Annotated in this window: 17 protein-coding genes; 8 read left to right on the forward strand and 9 right to left on the reverse strand. The window is 69.1% G+C overall.

Annotated features, from left to right (window positions below; translation table 11 throughout):
- Positions 1-161: 161 nt before the first annotated feature.
- Genes ASE63_RS20785 through mdoH form a run of 3 tightly spaced genes read right to left on the reverse strand, consistent with a single transcriptional unit; the run spans position 162 to position 3,772 of the window.
- Positions 162-1,145, reverse strand: coding sequence for a hypothetical protein (locus ASE63_RS20785; protein ID WP_056805882.1), 984 nt, complete (start codon positions 1,143-1,145; stop codon positions 162-164).
- Between the two features lie 6 nt (positions 1,146-1,151).
- A complete protein-coding gene (locus tag ASE63_RS20790; RefSeq protein WP_056805883.1) occupies positions 1,152-1,910 on the reverse strand; it encodes an FkbM family methyltransferase in 759 nt (252 codons plus the stop codon).
- On the reverse strand, positions 1,907-3,772 hold the full coding sequence (gene mdoH, locus ASE63_RS20795) for a glucans biosynthesis glucosyltransferase MdoH (protein ID WP_056805890.1): 1,866 nt from the start codon (positions 3,770-3,772) through the stop codon (positions 1,907-1,909). The genes ASE63_RS20790 and mdoH overlap by 4 nt, the downstream gene beginning before the upstream one ends.
- 51 nt (positions 3,773-3,823) lie before the next feature.
- Here mdoH and ASE63_RS20800 point away from each other — a divergent pair, with 51 nt between their 5' ends.
- Genes ASE63_RS20800 through ASE63_RS20815 form a run of 4 tightly spaced genes read left to right on the forward strand, consistent with a single transcriptional unit; the run spans position 3,824 to position 7,214 of the window.
- On the forward strand, positions 3,824-4,861 hold the full coding sequence (locus tag ASE63_RS20800) for a zinc-binding alcohol dehydrogenase (RefSeq protein WP_244491499.1): 1,038 nt from the start codon (positions 3,824-3,826) through the stop codon (positions 4,859-4,861).
- Between the two features lie 51 nt (positions 4,862-4,912).
- A complete protein-coding gene (locus ASE63_RS20805; RefSeq protein WP_056805898.1) occupies positions 4,913-5,314 on the forward strand; it encodes a 6-carboxytetrahydropterin synthase in 402 nt (133 codons plus the stop codon).
- A complete protein-coding gene (locus ASE63_RS20810; protein ID WP_056805900.1) occupies positions 5,311-6,375 on the forward strand; it encodes a glycosyltransferase family 4 protein in 1,065 nt (354 codons plus the stop codon). The genes ASE63_RS20805 and ASE63_RS20810 overlap by 4 nt, the downstream gene beginning before the upstream one ends.
- Positions 6,375-7,214: a hypothetical protein gene (locus ASE63_RS20815; RefSeq protein WP_056805903.1), complete on the forward strand. Its 840-nt coding sequence runs from the start codon at positions 6,375-6,377 to the stop codon at positions 7,212-7,214. Before ASE63_RS20810 ends, ASE63_RS20815 begins: the two co-directional genes overlap by 1 nt.
- Before the next feature lie 98 nt (positions 7,215-7,312).
- Here ASE63_RS20815 and ASE63_RS20820 read toward each other — a convergent pair whose 3' ends face one another.
- Complete coding sequence (locus tag ASE63_RS20820) at positions 7,313-7,882, reverse strand: cytochrome b (RefSeq protein WP_156410510.1); 570 nt, start codon at positions 7,880-7,882, stop codon at positions 7,313-7,315.
- Between the two features lie 261 nt (positions 7,883-8,143).
- Here ASE63_RS20820 and ribA point away from each other — a divergent pair, with 261 nt between their 5' ends.
- Positions 8,144-9,271 (forward strand): GTP cyclohydrolase II RibA, encoded by a 1,128-nt coding sequence (gene ribA, locus ASE63_RS20825; protein WP_056805907.1) that lies wholly within the window; start codon positions 8,144-8,146, stop codon positions 9,269-9,271.
- Between the two features lie 135 nt (positions 9,272-9,406).
- Positions 9,407-11,773, forward strand: a complete 2,367-nt coding sequence (locus ASE63_RS20830) for a hypothetical protein (protein WP_244491504.1) — start codon at positions 9,407-9,409, stop codon at positions 11,771-11,773.
- Positions 11,774-11,869: 96 nt separating this feature from the next.
- Here ASE63_RS20830 and ASE63_RS20835 read toward each other — a convergent pair whose 3' ends face one another.
- From ASE63_RS20835 to ASE63_RS20850, 4 genes are all read right to left on the reverse strand, one after another.
- Positions 11,870-12,730, reverse strand: a complete 861-nt coding sequence (locus ASE63_RS20835; RefSeq protein ID WP_056805910.1) for a TIGR01459 family HAD-type hydrolase — start codon at positions 12,728-12,730, stop codon at positions 11,870-11,872.
- The gene (locus ASE63_RS20840; RefSeq protein ID WP_244491505.1) at positions 12,730-13,692 is read right to left on the reverse strand and encodes a sugar kinase; all 963 of its coding nucleotides are present in this window, start codon (positions 13,690-13,692) and stop codon (positions 12,730-12,732) included. Before ASE63_RS20840 ends, ASE63_RS20835 begins: the two co-directional genes overlap by 1 nt.
- A gap of 154 nt (positions 13,693-13,846) precedes the next feature.
- Positions 13,847-14,770, reverse strand: coding sequence for a hypothetical protein (locus ASE63_RS20845; protein ID WP_156410511.1), 924 nt, complete (start codon positions 14,768-14,770; stop codon positions 13,847-13,849).
- A 146-nt stretch (positions 14,771-14,916) separates the two neighbouring features.
- Positions 14,917-15,507, reverse strand: a complete 591-nt coding sequence (locus tag ASE63_RS20850) for a DUF1134 domain-containing protein (RefSeq protein ID WP_082610156.1) — start codon at positions 15,505-15,507, stop codon at positions 14,917-14,919.
- A gap of 322 nt (positions 15,508-15,829) precedes the next feature.
- Here ASE63_RS20850 and ASE63_RS20855 point away from each other — a divergent pair, with 322 nt between their 5' ends.
- Positions 15,830-16,318, forward strand: coding sequence for a YHS domain-containing (seleno)protein (locus ASE63_RS20855; protein ID WP_056805919.1), 489 nt, complete (start codon positions 15,830-15,832; stop codon positions 16,316-16,318).
- Positions 16,319-16,336: 18 nt separating this feature from the next.
- Here the strand turns inward: ASE63_RS20855 and ASE63_RS20860 are convergent, their stop codons facing one another.
- A complete protein-coding gene (locus tag ASE63_RS20860) occupies positions 16,337-17,203 on the reverse strand; it encodes an inositol monophosphatase family protein (protein WP_244491507.1) in 867 nt (288 codons plus the stop codon).
- Positions 17,204-17,337: 134 nt separating this feature from the next.
- On the opposite strand from ASE63_RS20860, the gene ASE63_RS20865 reads away from it, so the two are divergent.
- A complete protein-coding gene (locus tag ASE63_RS20865; protein WP_056805922.1) occupies positions 17,338-18,000 on the forward strand; it encodes a histidine phosphotransferase family protein in 663 nt (220 codons plus the stop codon).
- The last annotated feature ends 10 nt before the right edge of the window (positions 18,001-18,010 follow it).

Genomic DNA, 18,010 nt, shown 5'->3' on the forward strand with positions numbered 1-18,010 from the left:
TTCCAGCGCTCATCCTGTGGAGCCATTCCGGAAGGGATGGCGTCTCGAATGATGCTCCAGGAGGCTCAAGAGCCAACTGGAACATCCTTCAAGACAGCGCTTCGCGCTTCCTCAGGATGAGGGCTGAGGAAGCTCCCTGAATAAGGGACTGAAACGAAACCCTACTTCTTCTCCGCCTTCGCCGGCGGGTTCGGGTCCTTGGAGAAGTTCCGGAAGACCATGTCGGGCGAGGAGGTGTTGTGGCGCGAATGGGTCGTGCGGCCCATCCAGATGTCGGTCGCCTTGCCGCCCGTGAACGGCATCAGCGCTTCCTCGCGCCAGCCCTTGGCGCCCGGCTCGCGCAGCGCGATGCGGGCGACGTCGTTGTTGAACTCGGTGACATACATCGAGCGCAGCGCAGCGAAGGCTTTGCCGCCCGCGACCGGCTTGTCGAGCACGGCATCGAGCACCATGCGGTTCTCGTCGAGGCTGTCGAGCTTGAGCGTGCCGGCCGAACCGTCCTTGAAGTCGAGCTTGAAGGTCAGCGTCGCGGGATCGAACGCGATCTCCTTGATGTTCACGACCGGGCGCCCGGCATCCTGCTCGATCGGCCCGAACAGGAAGGAGGAACCGTAGGCCGTGGCCGAGAGCTGCGGCGGCGGCAGCGGCCGGGCGCGCCAGTAGCCGTCCTGCGGGTAGACCACCAGCACCTCGTAGGAGCCGGTCTTGCCGAGCTTCCAGAGCTGGACGAGATGCAGCCCCTTCTCGACGCGGTCGCCGACCCGGAAGGTCGCCTCGGCCGGGCGCCAGAAGGTCGGGAAGGTGTAGCCGACGAGCCAGTACTCGATGCTCTCGTAGAAGGTGATGCGCTGCGGCGGCACCGGCGCCTTGAAGACGGGATCGCCCGTCATGTCGCACGCCGTCCAGTCCGCATCCCAGTTGTCGCGCAGCAGGCCGGCGATATAGGCCGGATGAGCCGCCTCGATCTGGAACCGGCGCACCTCCGGCGAGAGCGTCTTGATGGTGACGTTGTCCTTCTCGGCGCAGAGCACGGGCTCGGATTCGTTGCGGACCTCGACGGCGACGTCGCTGGCCGCGAAGGCGGGCGAGGCGATGCAGGTCAACGCCAGCAGGGCGTTGCGGAGATAGGCGGCAAATGTCGTCATGAACCCTCAGCTCTTCAGGATGGCGTAGACATCGCCTGAATTGGCTGCATGGGGAAGCTCCCGCAGATAATTTCCCATCGCCTCGGCCATGACGGGAGCATCGAACTCCAGCCTCTGGCTCTCGCCCAACGCGACGTTGAAGCGATAGGATCCGAGCGTCTCCAGCAGCGCGAGGCAGGCCTCGGCGACATCGCGCTGGATCGTGGTGAATTCGAAGGAGATCACGGGCACGGCCCGCGTCAGCCCGGCCAGAACATGCGCCTCGAAGCCCTCGACATCGATCTTCAGCAGGGCCGGCTGGCCATGGCGGGCGATCAGCGCGTCGAGGGTGGTGCAGGGAACCGAGATCTCGTGGTCCCAGACTTGCCCCTCCCACCCGCTTGCATCGCTGGCGGCCCCGATGAAGGCGTCCGATACCGTCGAGACGGTCGGATTCGTGCTGTTGATCCGCAGGGTGATCTCCCCGCGGTAATTGCCGCAGGCGGCCTCGACCAGCACAACATCTGGATCGCGGCCATGGAGCAGCCGCAGCACCCGCGCCGGGCCGGGCTGAGGCTCGAGCGCGACGACGCGTGCCCCCAGCCGCCGGAAGCAGGAGACCCGGTCCCCTACATGGGCGCCGACGTCGAAGGCGAGATCACCAGGGCGCAGGAAGCGGCGATACAGCGCATCCATGGCCGCGTTGCGCACGGCATCGCCGTGATAGACGCGCAGCGAACGCGAGAGCGCCCTTGCCGTCCCGCGTGGATAGCGCGGCGCCGTCATGCCGCGGCCTCGCTGCGGATCGCGACGTCCTCCCTCCGGATCGCGACGAGCTCGGCCGGCGGGTCAAAATCCTCGGGGATGCCGCAGAGTCCGCGCCGAACGAACCATTCGCCCAGCTGCGGCTGCGCGGTCGCCATCGCGAAGGGGATGGCGAGCAGGTAGCCCGCCGTCAGCGGCAGCGACCAGAGCAGGACCGTCGGCGACAGCACGATGAGCGAGCCGAAGAGGTAGGCGCCGAACAGGAGATGCGGCCAGAGACCGGAGAAGGCGGTGGCGAGCGACAGCGCATAGGCGTCGCGCGACTGCCCGTTCCAGCCGATCCGCGCCCGCCCGAATGGAAGCCCGGCCATGAACAGGCTGGTGCGCAGGCTCGACACCGCCCCCTGCAGGAAGGCGAATACGACCTCGATCGCCGCCGAGACTGCAAAGCGCAGCCCGCCGCCATAATGCCGGACGCCGCCGCGACGCAGCAGAATATCGGCGACGCCGGCGAGCTTCGGCGAGAGATACATCGCCAGGAACAGCAGATAGAGCCCGGCCGCGAGCCCCGACGGATAGTCCGCGAGGCCACGATCCTCGACCACCTTGAGCGGCAGGAGCGCGATCATCAGCGTCCAGGCCGGCAGGCCTAGGAACATCAGGACCGCCCAGAACAGCTGGAAGCGGCTCATCGGGCGCAGGCCCGGCAGGTCAAGCAGCTTCAGGTATTGCAGATTGCCGAGGCACCAGCGCAAGTCGCGCTTGGCGAAGTCGAGCATGGTCGGCGGGTTCTCCTCCCAGCTGTCCATCTCCTGCGGCAGCACGCGCACCTCATAGCCGGCGCGGCGCATCAGCGTCGCCTCGACCTGGTCATGGCTCAGCACGGGTCCGCCGAGCGGCGGGCGACCTGGCAGGACGGGCAGATGGCAACCGTCGCGGAACGGCGCGATCCGCACCATCGCGTTATGGCCCCAGAACGGGCCGCAATCGCCTGCCCACCAGGCGGACCCCATCGTATAGGGCCGCATGCCCTGGCGCATGCCGAACTGGAAGACGCGGGCGAAGGCGGAGCTGCTCGGCATGCCGACGACGAGGCTCTGCAGGATGCCGAGCTTCGGATGGGCCTGCATCATCCGCGTCAGGCGCAGGATCGCCCCGCCCGACATCACGCTGTCGGCATCGAGCGGCAGCATCACCTCGTAATCATCGCCCCAGCGCTCGCAGAAATCCCGGACATTGCCGGCCTTGAAACCGGCATTGTCGGCGCGGCGGCGATAGGTGAGGCGCGCGCCCCCGGCCTCGCGCCGCCAGGCGGCGGCAAGCCGCTCCTCGGCGGCTGCAACCTCCGGATTGTCGCTGTCCGACAGCACGAAGAAGTCGAACCACCGCCCCTCGCCGGTGGCGTCGAGGCTGTCCTTGACGACCCGCAGGCGCCGGAAGGCGCGGGCCGGGTCCTCGTTGCGCAGCGTCATCAGGACTGCGGTGCGGATCGCGACCGGCGTCGCTACGTCGCCCGCGGCGGCGAAGGGCGCGACCCGCGCCATGCCATCCTTGACGCCGTGCAGCAACCAGAGCCCGATCACCGCGTTCCAGAAGCCGAGCACCGTCCAGGGAGCCCCGAACAGGAAGGCCATGAAAATCAGAACATCCGCCACCGTCCAGCCGCCAGCACCCAATACCCGCGCTAGCCCGAAGAGCAGGGTCCCGAGCGTCGCCAGATTGAGCGCGAGCATCAGTCGGCGCCGACGCGCCAGCATGGCCTCGGACTGCAGCCCTGCCGGCGTCAGGCCCGGCAGCGCTGCCGTCTCCTGTCGCAGCAACGCTTGCACCGCCGGCTGGAACGTGGTCGGAGCGGGGCGCTGGTTCATGGCGGTCTCTGTCATGCAAGCGATCTGGGCAAGGCGGGCGAGGCAGAACGGACGGGAGACGGCACCATGACGCGACGCGACGCGCCACAGGAGCTAAAGCCGGCATCCTCGTCCAGAGCAAGGCCGTCCGGCGCATGCACGCCAGCAACGGCACTTTGGTATGTGGCGCCGGGTGAATGCGCCCTGAACACGGAAACGCTGCCTGCCCCGACGGCCGGGGACTGCCTCGTCCGGACGCTCTGGAGCGGGATCAGCCGCGGCACGGAGCGGCTCATCTTCGAGGGACGCGTGCCGGAGGCCGAGCATGAACGCATGCGCGCCCCCTTCCAGCACGGCGATTTCCCCTTCCCTGTGAAATATGGCTACGGCGCCGTCGGCCTCGTGGATGCAGGGCCTGAAGCCATGCTCGGCCGGACGGTGTTCTGCCTGCACCCGCATCAGGATGTCTTTATCGCCCCGTCCAACAGGCTGACGCCGGTGCCGGCCGCGGTGCCGGCGCGCCGCGCCATCCTCGCCGCCAACATGGAAACCGCCCTCAACGCCCATTGGGACGCCGGCAGCGGCCCCTGCGATCGCATCGTCGTGGTCGGCGGCGGGGTGATCGGGCTGCTGGTGGCCTGGCTCGCGGCAAGGCTGCCCGGCGCCGAGGTCACGCTGGTCGATGTCGAGCCCGGCCGGGCTGCGTTGGCCGCCACGCTCGGCCTGCACTTCGCGCTGCCGGCGGATGCTCCTTCGGGGGCCGATCTCGTCTTCCACGCCAGCGCCTCGTGCCAGGGCCTCGCCACCGCCATCGCTGCCGCCGGCTTCGAGGCCCGCATCATCGAGCTGAGCTGGTATGGCGATGGCGCGGTCCCCGCCCCGCTCGGCGGCGCCTTCCACACCAACCGCCTGCAGCTGAGCTCGAGCCAAGTCGGGCAGATTTCGCCCTCGCGTCGGCCACGCTGGAACCATGCCCGCCGCGCGGCAGCGGCGATGGCGCTTCTCGCCGATGACCGGCTCGACGCGCTCATCACCGAGGAAATCCCGTTCCGGGAGGCCGCCGCCCGGCTTCCCGGCGTACTGGCGGCCGACGCGGCTGGCCTAACCGCCGCGATTTGCTATTGAGCCGTCATAAGCGCTGAGCGCACGCATCAGCGCCCTCCCCGAGGAATGCCCATGTTCTCCGTCGAAGTCCGCGACCGCATCATGATCGGCCACTCGTTGCCCGATCCCTTCTTCGGCCCGGCCCAGAACATGCACGGCGCGACCTTCGTCGTGGACGTCGCCTTCTTCCGCGAGACGCTGACGCGGCACAATGTCGTGGTCGACATCGGCGCGGCGCTGGACGTCCTGCGCGCGACGCTGAAGCCGCTGAACTACCAGAACCTGGACACGCTGCCGCAATTCGCCGGGCAGCTGACCACCACCGAATTCCTCTGCAAGCACATCTTCGACGCCCTTGCCGCCGCCGCTAAATCCGGCGCGCTGGGCGAGGACGGCGCCGGCCTTTCGCGCATCCGCGTGACCCTGCACGAAACCGATCTGGCCCGTGCCAGCTTCGAGGGTCCGCTCGCGTGAGCGCGATCGCCTTCGCCATTCCCGGCGTTATCGACCTGCCGACCGGCGGCTATGGCTATGGCCGCAGACTGCTGGCGGAATGGCGGATGCTCGGCGTCGAGGCGACGCATCTCGCCCTCCCCGGCTCCTTTCCCTTCCCGAGCGAGGCCGATCTCGCCGAGACCGGGCGCGCGATCCTGTCCCAGCCCTGGGACGCCCCCCTGCTGATCGACGGGCTCGCCTATGGCGCCTTCCCGGAAGGCATCGCCGCCGGGCTGGCCGGGCGCGTCGTGGCGCTCGTCCACCACCCGCTCGGCCTGGAGACGGGGCTGACGCCGGAGCAGGCGCGCTTCCTGCTGGAGCGGGAAGCGGCCGCGCTGCGCTACGCCCGCGCGATCATCACCACCAGCCCGGCGACCAAGCGCCTGCTGGCGGCGGATTTCGGCGTCGAGGAAGGGCGCATCACCGTCGCTCCGCCGGGCGTCGATCCGGCGCCACGAGCCCAGGGCGGAGCGCCCGGCGGGCCACTGCGGCTGCTCGCCGTCGGCTCCATCGTGCCGCGCAAGGGCTATGACGTGCTGGTCGAGGCGCTTGATAGCCTGCGCGACACGGATTGGCAGCTGACGATCGTCGGAGCGACCGACCGCGCGCCCGATACCACCCGCGATCTCACCGGCCAGATCGCCGCCGCAGGCCTTTCGGACCGCATCTTGCTTGCAGGGGCCGTGGACGACGCGGCTCTGGCGCAAGCCTACGATCGGTCTGATCTCTTCGTCATGCCCTCGCTCTTCGAGGGCTACGGCATGGTGCTGACCGAGGCGCTGGCGCGTGGACTGCCGATCATCTGCACGACGGGAGGCGCCGCCGCGGAGACAGTGCCGGACGCCGCCGCGCTGAAAATCGCGCCCGGCGATGCCGACGCGCTTGCCAAGGCCCTGGCGGACCTGATTGATGCGCCGGCGCAGCGTCGGCAGCTTGCCGAGGCGGCCTGGGCTGCGGCAGTCGACCTGCCGCGCTGGCGCGAGACGGCGACGATCGTCGCCGGGGTCTGTCTGCCCGGTTTCGGGCGAAAGGTAAGTTGATGAGCGGCTTCTCCCCGGAATGGCTCGCTTTGCGGGAACCGGCCGATCATGCGGCCCGCAATCCCCAGGTTCTGGCTGCCGTCGGCGCGCATTTCGCGCCGAAGGCCGCAGTGACGGTCGTGGACCTCGGCTGCGGCGCCGGCTCGAACCTGCGCGGCACCTATGCCTCGCTGCCCCCGCGCCAGCACTGGACGCTGGTCGACGCCGACGCCGCCCTCCTCGACGCGACGCGCCGGACGCTCGCCAACTGGGCGGACGAGGCCCGCGAACAGGGCGAGGAGCTCGTGCTCACCAAAGGCGCGCATGCGATCACGGTCGACATGCGCAAGGCGGATCTGACCACCGATCTCGAATGGGTGCTCGGCTGGCAGCCCGATCTCGTGGCCGCCGCGGCGCTGTTCGATCTCGCCTCGAAGCGCTGGATCGAGCGCTTCGTCGCGGCGCTGACCAGCCAGAAACTGCCGCTCTACGCCGTGCTCACCTATGACGGCCGCGAGAGCTGGAAGCCGGTCCATAAGGGCGATGCGCGGGTGCTCGCGGCTTTCAAGCACCACCAGCGGGGCGACAAGGGTTTCGGCCCCGCAGCCGGCCCCGACGCCAACGACATGATGGCCGAGGCTTTCCGCAAGGCCGGCTTCGCGGTCTCGATCGGCGACAGCGCCTGGCGTCTCGATGCGCGCTACGGCGAACTCGTCCCCACCATGGCGAAGGGCATCGCCGAGGCGGTGCTGGAGACCGGCCAGGTCGATCCCGCGACCGTCGCCGGCTGGCTCGAGGCCAGGGCCGGCGCCGCCTCGGCGCTCATCGGCCATCAGGATCTCTGGGCGCGGCCCGTCTAAAGCATCGGCCCGAAAAGTGGAATGCGGTTTTCGGGAAAAGCCGATGCACGATCAAAGAGCTAGATTATCGGACCGACTAAGATACTCGACCCGATAATCTAGTCGCGCCGCAGGCCCGGCAGCATCCGGCGCAGCACGCCGTCCCGTCGGATGCCATGATGATAGAGCGCCGCCGTGACATGGACGCAGGCGAGCAGCGCCAGGGTGATGGCGAGAGTGCCATGGACGCTGAGCACTTTCTTCGCCAGCTCTTCGTTCGGGCTCGCCAGCGCCGGAAGATCGACCAGCCCGAACAGCGTCAGCGACGGATAGAGCGAAACGCCGATCCAGCCGAGCAGCGGCACCACGATCAGCAGCGCGTAAAGCGACCAATGCGTGAGATGTGACGCCGCCTTGTGCCACCAGTGCAGGCTCGGCTCGTCCGGCGGCGCACCGCGCCGGAAGCGGTAGCCCAGCCGCAGCACGATGAGCCAGAGCAGCGTGAAGCCGATCAGCTTGTGCGAGCTGTAGAGCGCGTCCGTCAGCCCGTCCCAGATGTCCAGCGTATTGCCGCGATAGCTCATGGCGAGGCCGAGGGGCACCATCACCAGGACCGCGCCGGCCGTCACCCAGTGCAGGCGGCGGGCGGTGGCGCTGTAGGCGGGGTCGGGCGGTGTTTCAATCGCCATGTCATGCTCCCGCATCATTGCGGCTTCGCCGCCCCCTGCCGGCTCGACGCCAGTTTTGCCACATTCATGCGCTGTTCAAGCACGCAAGACCAGTCTCTTCCCGATGCGCAGCCTGGCTTGGCCCTCGGCTGCGAGCGATGGAACCGCACTTGTCGCGCGCACGTTGATGGAAAATCGTGCAGTGCGGATCTATATCGACCCTGCCCACGTATAAGCCTGAACCTCCCCGCCGACTTTCGGCCTTATCTGACGGACAATCCGATGCCTCAGTCGCGTACGCTGTTCGGACGCCCGCTCGAAACGAGCCTTGTCGCGGTCGATCGGGCGATCTCCGAATTGCGCGCCGGCCGCCCGGTTCTGCTGCGTGGTGGCGAGCGGCTCGCACTGGTCCTCTCAGCCGAGCTGGCCGAGGGCGATCTGGCCGGCCGTCTCGACGCACTCGCCGGGGGCATGGCCCATCTCGTGCTCGGCGCGGCGCGGCTGCGCCGGCTCGGCGCGAAGAGCCGCGTGGAGTCCGGCACCCTCGCGATGCCGACGCTTGATCTGGCGCGCATCGAGATGCTGGCGCTGAAGACGGACGGCAAGGTCGATGCGCCCGTGGCTCCTGTCTCCGAGCTGGACGAGGCGGCCCTCGAACTGGCGCGCCTGTCGCTGGTGCTGCCGGCAGCCATCGTCATCCCGGTCACGGAAGAGGCCGTCACCGGCGAGCCGCTGGTCGAGGTCGCGATCGAGGCCGTGACGGGCTACCGCGCCGCACAGGCCGCGACGCTGACCATCGTCGGCCGCGCTCCCGTCCCGCTCGAAGGCGCACCTGAGACGGAGTTCGTCGTCTTTCGTGGCGGCGAGGGGCTGCGCGACCAGGTCGCGATCATCGTCGGCAAGCCGGATTTCGCCTCTGCCGTGCCGGTGCGCCTGCACTCCGCCTGCCTGACCGGCGATCTCTTCGGCTCGCTGAAATGCGATTGCGGCGACCAGTTGCGCGAGACGGTGCAGTGGATGGCCGAGAATGACGGCGGCGTCCTGCTCTATCTCGACCAGGAAGGCCGCGGGAACGGCATCTCCAACAAGATGCGCGCCTACAAGCTGCAGAGCCAGGGCTGGGACACCTACGACGCCGACGAGGTGCTCGGCTTCGATCTCGACCAGCGCCATTTCGACTTCGCTGCGACGATGCTGAAGCAGCTCGGCGTCACCCGCGTCACCGCGCTGACCAACAACCCGCTCAAGATCGGCGCGATCGAGGCCGCCGGCCTCGACGTGGCGGCGACGCAGCGCGTGCTCGGGCGGCCCAATGTCCACAATGTCCGCTACCTCGCCTCGAAGCGCGACCGCGCCGGCCATTTCATCGACATGGACGCGCTGATGGCGCGGGCCGCTCCGAAGGATTGAGCCCGATGTCGCCCGCTCTCCGTCATTGCGAGGAGCGTAGCGACGAAGCAATCCAGGAAGACGTAGAGCGCTGCCGCTGCTGGATTGCTTCGCTATGCTCGCAATGACGTCATGCGGACGGTAGCATCGCGCTTCATGTCCTTCGCCGAGTCTGAGCCCCCTTACGATCCGCGGCCGAGCTGGCCGCTCGCCGGCGTGCTCGGCATCGTGGCCTTCGCCTGGCTCGCTTTGTCCTGGCCCTGGCTCTCCGGCATCGTCACCATTCCCTGGGACGCCAAGGCACATTTCCAGCCGCAGTTGCAGTTCCTCGCGGAAAGCTGGCACAGCGGCCGATCGCCCTTCTGGACGCCCTACGTCTTCTCCGGTTCGCCGCAGGTCGCCGATCCGCAATCGCTGATCTTCTCCCCGCCTTTCGCCCTGATCGCGGCGCTGGAGCCGGTGCCCGGCTTCCGTCTGGGCGACGGTGCCGTGCTCGGCACGCTGCTCGCCGGCGCGCTGGCCTTCGTCGTGATCTTCCGCGACCGTAACTGGCATCCGGCCGGTGCCGTCGTCGCCGCCCTGGCCTTCGCTTTCGGCGCCGCCGCCGCCTGGCGCATCCAGCATGTCGGGCAGGTGCTCAGCCTCGGCTATTTTGCGATCACGCTGGCACTGCTCTCGCGCGCTCTCGAGCGCGGCTCGCTGGCCTATGGCTTTGCAGCCGGCATCGTCGCCGGCTTCATGGTACTGGGGCGCGACCAGGTCGCGCTGATCGGCTGCTATGTGCTCGCTGGTCTCGTCATCGCCGCCATCGCCATGGCACGAAGCCCTTGGCGGGCCCTGCGCTCGAGCCTTCTGCCGCTGCTCGCCGGGGCGCTCGGCGCGCTGCTGGTCGCGACCGTGCCGATCCTCCTCACTGCCTTCCTCGCCGAGGAATCGAACCGTCCCGCCATCGACCTCGTCGGTGCCGGCAAGGGCTCGCTGCACCCGGCCGCGCTGCTGACCGGCCTCTTCGCCAATCTCTACGGCGCGGCCGGACCGCTGGCGAATTTCTGGGGCGCGCCGAGCCCCGCCTTCGAGGCCCGCTTCGGCCCGCAGGACCTCTACCTCGCCCGCAACATGAGCCAGCTCTATCTCGGGTTGATCCCGATGGGGCTGATCCTGACGGTCGGCATCGTCCGGGGCGCGCTGCTGCGGCGGGAGATCGTCGCGCTGAGCGTCGCGGCGCTTCTCGTGCTGATCTATTCCCTCGGGCGCTTCACGCCGGGCTTCCGCCTGCTCTTCGAGCTGCCGGGCGTCTCTTTCTACCGGCGCCCGGCCGACGCCGTCTTCATTCTGGGCGCACTGTTCGCGCTGCTCGCCGGCTACCTCACCCATCTGGTCATGACCGGCACGGCGCCGCGGGCGCGCCTCTGGCAGCGCCTTCTGGAGATCGCGCTCTTCACCGGGGCGTTCGGCCTCGCGATCTGGCTCGCCCGGACCGTCGGGCGGCTGGAACTCGCCATCGTGCCGCTGGTGACCTCGCTGCTCTGCGCGGCTTTGAGCCTCGGCGCGCTCGTCGCCGCCCGCGGCCTCGCCCTGCGCGGGGCATGGCTGGGCGCGGCGATCGTGCTCGCAGCGACCCTCACCGTCGACCTCTCCGTGAACAACGGCCCGAGCGAATCCACCGCCCTCCCCGCGGAGGATTACGACGTGCTGCGCGCCGACACCGCCAACGAGACCATCGCCGTGCTGAAGCGCGAGACCGCGCGCACCGCCGGCCCCGACCGGCGCGACCGCATCGAGCTGGCCGGCATCGGCTTCCACTGGCCCAATGCCAGCCTCGTTCACGGCCTCGACAACACGCTGGGCTACAACCCGCTGCGGCTAGGCCTCTACAGCCGGGCGACCGGCGCCGGCGACCATGTCGCCCTGCCCGACCAGCGCAGCTTCTCGGCCCTGATGCCGGGTTATCGCTCGCTGCTGGCCGACATGCTCGGCCTCCGATTCATCGCGACCGGCGTGCCCATCGAGCAGATCGCCAAGACCCTGAAGCCCGGCGATGTCAGGCAGATCGCGCGCACGGCTGATGCCTATGTCTACGAGAACCCGCGCGCGCTGCCGCGCGTGCTGCTGGTGCCGAAGGCGGAGAAGGCCGATTTCGAGGCGATCCTGACGAGCGGGCAATGGCCGCAGGGTTTCGATCCGCGCCGGACCGTCCTGCTCGAAGGCGAGGCACCGCCCGCACCTTCCGTGCAAGACCCACCGCAGACCGCGCCCGGCTCGGTCCGCATCGCCGATTACGGCACCACCGAGGTCACGCTGAAGGTCGACGCGCCCCAGGGCGGCTATGTCGTGCTCAACGATGTCTGGCACCATTGGTGGCAGGTCGAGGTCAACGACGCCCCGGCCGAGCTGCTGCGCGCGAATGTGCTGTTCAGGGCCGTTGCGGTCCCGCCCGGCCGCTCGACGGTGCGCTTCGTTTTCAGGCCGTTCCACGGTCTGTTCGAGGATGTCGGAAAGCGGGTGAAGGCGCTAAGCGACTGAGCTTTTTACGTCATTGCGAGCGTAGCGAAGCAATCCAAGGGGCCACAGAGCTCTACGATGCTGGATTGCTTCGCTGCGCTCGCAATGACGGCAGCTTCAGACCAGCGCCACCATTGCCGCGACCGGCTGGACCGGCAGTCCGCCCAGCACCTGCTCCAGCCCCGCCCTGTCGACCGCGCCGTCGCGGATCGTCTCGTCGCGATGGATGCCACCAGCGATGAACAGGCTGTCGAAGCCCATCAGCCGGGCGCCGGCGAGATCGGTGCGGACCGCATCGCCGATCACCAGCACCTTCGCGGGATCGACCGGATGGCCGCCGCGCGCGGTCCGCGCCGCCTCCAGCGCGAGGTCATAGGCCGGGCGATAGGGTTTTCCGGCCCAGGCAACGCTGCCGCCGAGCTCCTCATAGATCATCGCCAGCGAACCGGCGCAGGGCAGCAGGTCGTGGCCGACATGGACGACGAGATCGGGATTGCCGCAGACGAAGGGCACGCCGCGCGCCGCGAAGCGCTCCAGCAGCGGGCGATACTGCTCCGGCGTCTCGGTGCGATAGTCGAAAAGCTCGGTCGCGACGACGAGATCGGCCTCCTCCTCGCCGACCAGCTCGACATCGGCGCCGTCGAAGACCGTGCGGTCGCTCTGCCAGCCGATATGGAAGACCTTGCGGTGATGGCTCTCGGCGATCAGCGCGCGCGTGACGTCGCCGGAGGTGACGAGCCTGTCCCAGGCGTCGCGCGGCACCCGCTTCTTGTCGAGCACGCCGGCGACCTGCTCCGAGGGCCCCGGCGCATTGGAGAGCAGCACCACCGCCCCGCCCTTCTCGCGATAGCGCGCCAGCAGTTCGCAGGCCGGCGGCAGCGCCCAGAGGCCGTCATGCACCACGCCCCAGACATCGCTGATCAGCACGTCGTAGCGGGCGAGCAACGGGCCCGCCTTGTCGAGAACCGGAACCGACATCAATCTGCTTTCTTGGCCTCGGAGACGGATGCCCGCTCGAAAGTCATGCGCGCCTCGACATCGGCGCGGCGTGGCAGGGGGGCGACTGCGCCGAACCCCTGGGTTGAGAGGGCGGCGGCGACATTGGCATAGGCGCCGGCCGCGAAGGCATCGCCGGTGCGGATATATTCGGCGAGGAAGGCGCCGTCATAGCAGTCGCCCGCGCCGGTGGCGTCGATCGCCTTGACCTTGATCGGGACGAGCCGCTCGCGCCGCTCCCGCGTCGCAACCAGCGAGCCGTCTTCGCCCAGCGTCAGCGCCACGATCTTCGCGCCGAGGCGCAGATAGAAATCGACGATCGCATCGGGCTCGCTCAGCCCGGTCAGCTGCGTCGCGTCGTCATAGCCCGGCAGCACGATGTCGGCCATGCTGCAGGCGGCGTTGATGATCGCCCGCGCCCGTGTCAGCGGCCAGAGCTTCAGCCGCAGATTGGTGTCGTAGGCCGTCAGCACCCCGGCTTCCCGCGCGATAGCGAAAGCCTCGAACACGGCGTCGCAGGCCGAGGCCGAGATCGCCTGGCTGATGCCCGATGCCTGCACGATCCGCGCCGAGGCGATGAGATCGCGCGGCACGTCGCGCGGCCCCATCAGGCTCGCGGCCGAGCCGGCGCGCAGGTAGGAGAAGACATGCCCGGACGGGCCGTGATCGACGAAATAGAGCCCGGTCGGCGCGCTCGGATGGGTCGAGACATGGGCGTCGTCCACCCCCTCGCCGCGCCAGAGCGCGCGGATCGAGCGCCCGGCCATGTCGTCCCCGAGCGCTCCGAGATAGGCCGCCTTCGCGCCTTGGCGGGACGCGGCGATGGCACAGTTCGAGGTGTCGCCGCCATGCCCGAACTGGAAGGCCCCGGTCTCGGCCCGGGTCGCGTTGAACTCGCCCAGCGGCTCGCCGATGCAGAGAAGGTCGAAGCGGGGTTCTGTCACGTCGGGAACCATCTCGGGCGGTAAGCGGTGGCAGGCTGCGGAATGCGCGCCTTCCTAGAACATGATGCCGAAAAGTGGAAACCGGTTTTCGACGGACGTCATGCTGCGTTCCGAGAAACAGCGCCGCGATTGCCGATTGCCCGCAAGACCTGCGCTACTCGGCCGCTTCCTGCTTCGGCGGCAGGGCCATCAACCGCTCGGCCACGGCCATGATCTCGCGGCGCAGCGCCGCCTGAGCGGCCGGATCGGGCACCGCGGCGACGCCTCCTGCCTTGCGTGCCTGCGCCGTTTCGCGCTTCAGCCGCGACCGTTCGGTGCGAGATTCCTCGAGCGCCCCTTGCAAGGTCTGGATTTCGGCGCGTGCGGCCTGAAGCTGCGCCTCACGGGCTTCGAGTTCCTTCCGAAGGTCGTTCGCCTGCTGCGATAGCCGCTCGGCGGCCAGCGCCGCTTCCGCCTTTGCCTGTTCACGCTCCATCGCCTGTCTCGCTTCGCTTTCGGACAGATCGCGCCCCCGGGTTTCGAGCACCATGATCCGGGTGCGGCCCTCGACCAGCGCGACCCGTAGCTGGTCGTGCTCCTCGCGCAACTTCGCCAGTTCCGCGTCGCGCTCGGCCAGGAGCGCCTGGCCGCGGCCGAGCGCGTCGCGCTCTCGCCCCAGTTCGGCTTCGCGCGCCGCCAGATCCCCGCCAGTGCCGGTCAGCGCCGCGCGGCTCTCGGCCAGTTGCTCGCGGGCGGCCTCCAAATCGCCGTTCAGCGCCGCAATCTCGATCGCACGCTCGCGCAACGCCGCATCGAGTTCGCCGATTCTCATGTCGCGCCCGCCGAGTTCCCGCATCGCGGCAGCCTTCGCAGCGAAGCCGCGCTCCGCCTCTTGTTCGAGGGTGCGGGCGCGCAACGCCAGTTCGGCGCGCAGATGGTCGCGATCGGCCGCGATCTCCGCCAGCGAGAGCGGAAAGGCGGCCTCGGCCCGCCGGCGCGCCAGTCTCTCGGCCCGGCGGGCGAGCGCCGGCACTGCGGCCAGCGCGAGCAGGCTGGCCGACAGGAAGCCGAGCACCACGAGCATGACAGCTTCGATCAAGATGAGCGGCTCCACCTCAGCGGGCGACCAGATTAGGTCAACGCGCCGGAAAGGGGAAACCCGCTTTCGCGCCGCTCCGGCATTTCAACGGCGGTTGGGGGCCGGGCTCGACGCCCGCGGCGCGTCACGCCCGTTTCGATCCGAACCTAGAACGGGTTCCAGGTCGCGTTCGGCGTGAACTTCAGATAGCCGAGATTGACGCCGAGGCGCCAGCCGACGCCGGTACGGATCGGCACCACGGTCACGCCCTCCGCGTTCAGCGCCGTGAAGCCGAAGCCGCCGATGAAATAGGCCGAGCCGTCGATGCCGGCGAAGCGCTGGTAAAGCGACTCGACCGAGGGCAGGCCGTAGACCAGCATCATCGTGCGCGCGCCCTCGCCGCCGAAGTCGAAGCCGATCGAAGGCCCCTGCCAGAACACCTTGCGGTCCCCGGCATTGCGGGTGAACAGCGTGCCTTCGCCATAGCGCAGCCCGCCGACGAAGGCGCCGGACGCCTCCTGGCCGAGCACATAGCCGTTCGGCTCGCCCCAGCGCCTGACAGCCTCCTCGACCACCAGCGCCAGCCCGCGAGAGACGTTGCCGAAGAACTGATGGCCCGAGCCGAGCAGTTCGGTCTGCGAGAACGACTGGCTCTGGGCATAGGATTGCTGGGCGAGCGCTGCGCCCGGCAACTGGGTCAGGCCGGCACCGGCGACGGCGAGGCCACCCTTGATCAGGCTGCGACGGGTTTGGGTCATGAAGCAATTCTCCGGGTGTGGCGCCGGCTCGCGCCGTCTGTCCGCTCGGACCTACTGCCCCCGGAGCTGCCGATAACCCGGCCGGGCCTCGCCAGAACGGTGGGCGGGTGACGTTGGCCCCGGAGAATCCGGCGAAATCCGAACCCCAGGCACGATGCCGCGCAAATGCGAACCAGTTCCGTAACCAGTTTTATACTCTCGAAAGTGTATCCAACCGGTGAAGATTCCGGCCGACTCAACGCTTCGCCGGCAGTGCAGCAATTGAGGATTTGCCGGGATGAAGGCTGGAACATGGCGGTGCGGGAAGCCGGCAGGCGCCCGCATGGCGGCACTTGGCGTCGCTGCGATCATCGCGCTCGCTGGCCCCGCATCGGCCAATATGCCGGGTCTGCCCTCCGGCCTCCCGGAGTTGCCCTCGCTGGGCGAGGCGATGCAGCGCGACGTCCATTCCGGCCTCGCTTTAAGCGGTTATGATCCCGTGGCTTATCGGCTCGGAAAGCAGGCCGTGGCCGGGCTTCCCGACTATGAGCTGGTGCATGAGGGCGCCGTCTGGCGCTTCGTCTCGGCCGCCAATCGCGAGGCCTTCCGCGATGCGCCGGATATCTACGCGCCTGCCTTCGCCGGCTTCGACGCCGCAGCGGTCGCCCAGGGCCGCGCGGTCGAGACCGATCCGCGGCATTTCGCCATCGTCGGCTCGCGGCTCTTCCTCTTCCGCACGCCCGAGAGCCGCCGCAGCTTCATCGCGGACGCGCAACTTCGGAAGACGGCGGAGACCCGCTGGCAAGAACTCTCGGAGAGCTTCGGCCGCTGATTCGGGCGGTCTGCGCGCTCAACCCGCGGCGGCGGCAGCCAAGGCCCGCCGCGCCAGCGCCTCGCTCGACGCAGCGACGAAGGGCGGATTGCAGAAGCCGCGATCGGCCCGGCCATAGCGCGGGATCGCTCCATCGAGCGTCAGGATGCAGCCCCCGGCCGCGGCCAGGATGGCGTCGCCCGCCGCGATGTCCCATTCCATGGTCTGGCCGCCGCGTACATGCAGGTCGGCCTCTCCCGAGGCGAGCAGCCCGAACTTCACCGCCGACGACACCGGCACGGTCGTGATCGAGCCCACCGCCGCGGCGACAGCGTCGCTCAGCCGGTCGCCATGGAAGCGGCTGACCAGCGTCGCCGGCCCCTCCGCCGGCAACGGGCGCACCGCGATCGGCCGCGCCTCGCCGATCGTGGCGCCATCCGAAGCCATGTCCTGCGTGAAGGCCGTCTCGCCCGCGAACCAGAGGCGACCGCTGGCGGGGGCCGCGATCGCGCCCGCCACCGGCCGCCCGCCATGGATCACGGCAATGGCGACGCAGTAGCTGTCCCCGCCGGCGAGGAACTCGCGCGTGCCGTCGAGCGGATCGAGCAGGATGAAGAGCGGCGCCGGTGCGACGTCCGCGACGCTCTCCTCGCTGATCACGGGAATGCCCGGCAGGAGCCGGGCGAGCGCGGCCTTGGCGGCATGGTCGGCCGCGAGATCGGCCGAGCAGACCGGCGAGCCGTCGGCCTTGAGCTTGACGTCACGGGCGGCGCGCATCGCCAGCAGGACCGCCCCACCAAGGCGGGCCGCCTCCGCCAGTCGCCGCGCCAGGTCGTTGCGGTCGGCGAGACGCGGGTCGGCGAGGCCAGGCTCGTATCGGCGGGCAAGATCCTCGGCTGTCGTCACCGCAACGCGTCCTTCGGTCCGCTCAAGCCCGGATATGGGCTTAACCACATGAAAACCAAGATGCCACCATACCTGAGGACAACAGCGCTCAGCCCGCCCCGAGCGCCATGCATCAATGACCCCAGGACATACCCATGACCGCCATCTCGCTCGAGCCGCTCGACCTGGCCGCGCTTCTCTGCAGCCGGGTCTGCCATGACGTGATCAGCCCGGTCGGCGCCATTGTCAACGCGCTCGAGGTGCTCGAGGAGGACGACCCGTCGATGCGCGACTTCGCGCTCGAGCTGATCAAGAAGAGCGCCCGCAACGCCTCGTCGCGCCTGCAGTTCGCCAGGCTCGCCTTCGGCGCCGCCGGCTCCGCCGGCGCGATGATCGATCTCGGCGATGCCGGCAACGTCGCCAACGGCTTCCTCAACGACGACAAGCTCTCGCTCGACTGGGACGCCCCCCGCGCATTGCTGCCGAAGAACCAGGTCAAGCTCCTGCTCAACCTCCTGGTGCTCGCGGCCCAGGCCGTGCCGCGCGGCGGCAAGCTGGTCTCGCGCACCACCGTCGAAGGCGAGCAGAGCAGCATCACGATCACCGCCACGGGCTCGCATGCGCGCATCCCGGCGCATGTCGAGGAACTCATCGCCGGCCGCTCGGAGACCGGCACGATCGACGCCCACGCGGTCCAGCCGCTCTATACCGGGATGGTCGCCCGCGCGGCCGGCATGACGATCGCCTTCGCGATCGAGGGTGACACCGTCACGATCACCGCGGGCAAGGCCGCCTCGAATGGCGTCGCCGCCGATTGACGGCGACTTT

The sequence above is a fragment of the Allobosea sp. Root381 genome, from assembly GCF_001429395.1.
Taxonomy (GTDB): Bacteria; Pseudomonadota; Alphaproteobacteria; order Rhizobiales; family Beijerinckiaceae; genus Allobosea.

Excerpts from the sequence above, each read along its gene's own strand:
- mdoH (WP_056805890.1), bottom strand. The coding sequence starts at position 3,772 with ATGACAGAGACCGCCATGAACCAGCGCCCCGCTCCGACCACGTTCCAG.
- ASE63_RS20830 (WP_244491504.1), top strand. The coding sequence starts at position 9,407 with ATGTCCTTCGCCGAGTCTGAGCCCCCTTACGATCCGCGGCCGAGCTGG.
- ribA (WP_056805907.1), top strand. The coding sequence starts at position 8,144 with ATGCCTCAGTCGCGTACGCTGTTCGGACGCCCGCTCGAAACGAGCCTT.
- ASE63_RS20805 (WP_056805898.1), top strand. The coding sequence starts at position 4,913 with ATGTTCTCCGTCGAAGTCCGCGACCGCATCATGATCGGCCACTCGTTG.
- ASE63_RS20820 (WP_156410510.1), bottom strand. The coding sequence starts at position 7,882 with ATGGCGATTGAAACACCGCCCGACCCCGCCTACAGCGCCACCGCCCGC.
- ASE63_RS20815 (WP_056805903.1), top strand. The coding sequence starts at position 6,375 with ATGAGCGGCTTCTCCCCGGAATGGCTCGCTTTGCGGGAACCGGCCGAT.
- ASE63_RS20835 (WP_056805910.1), bottom strand. The coding sequence starts at position 12,730 with ATGTCGGTTCCGGTTCTCGACAAGGCGGGCCCGTTGCTCGCCCGCTAC.
- ASE63_RS20790 (WP_056805883.1), bottom strand. The coding sequence starts at position 1,910 with ATGACGGCGCCGCGCTATCCACGCGGGACGGCAAGGGCGCTCTCGCGT.
- ASE63_RS20850 (WP_082610156.1), bottom strand. The coding sequence starts at position 15,507 with ATGACCCAAACCCGTCGCAGCCTGATCAAGGGTGGCCTCGCCGTCGCC.
- ASE63_RS20785 (WP_056805882.1), bottom strand. The coding sequence starts at position 1,145 with ATGACGACATTTGCCGCCTATCTCCGCAACGCCCTGCTGGCGTTGACC.
- ASE63_RS20865 (WP_056805922.1), top strand. The coding sequence starts at position 17,338 with ATGACCGCCATCTCGCTCGAGCCGCTCGACCTGGCCGCGCTTCTCTGC.
- ASE63_RS20855 (WP_056805919.1), top strand. The coding sequence starts at position 15,830 with ATGGCGGCACTTGGCGTCGCTGCGATCATCGCGCTCGCTGGCCCCGCA.
- ASE63_RS20800 (WP_244491499.1), top strand. The coding sequence starts at position 3,824 with ATGACGCGACGCGACGCGCCACAGGAGCTAAAGCCGGCATCCTCGTCC.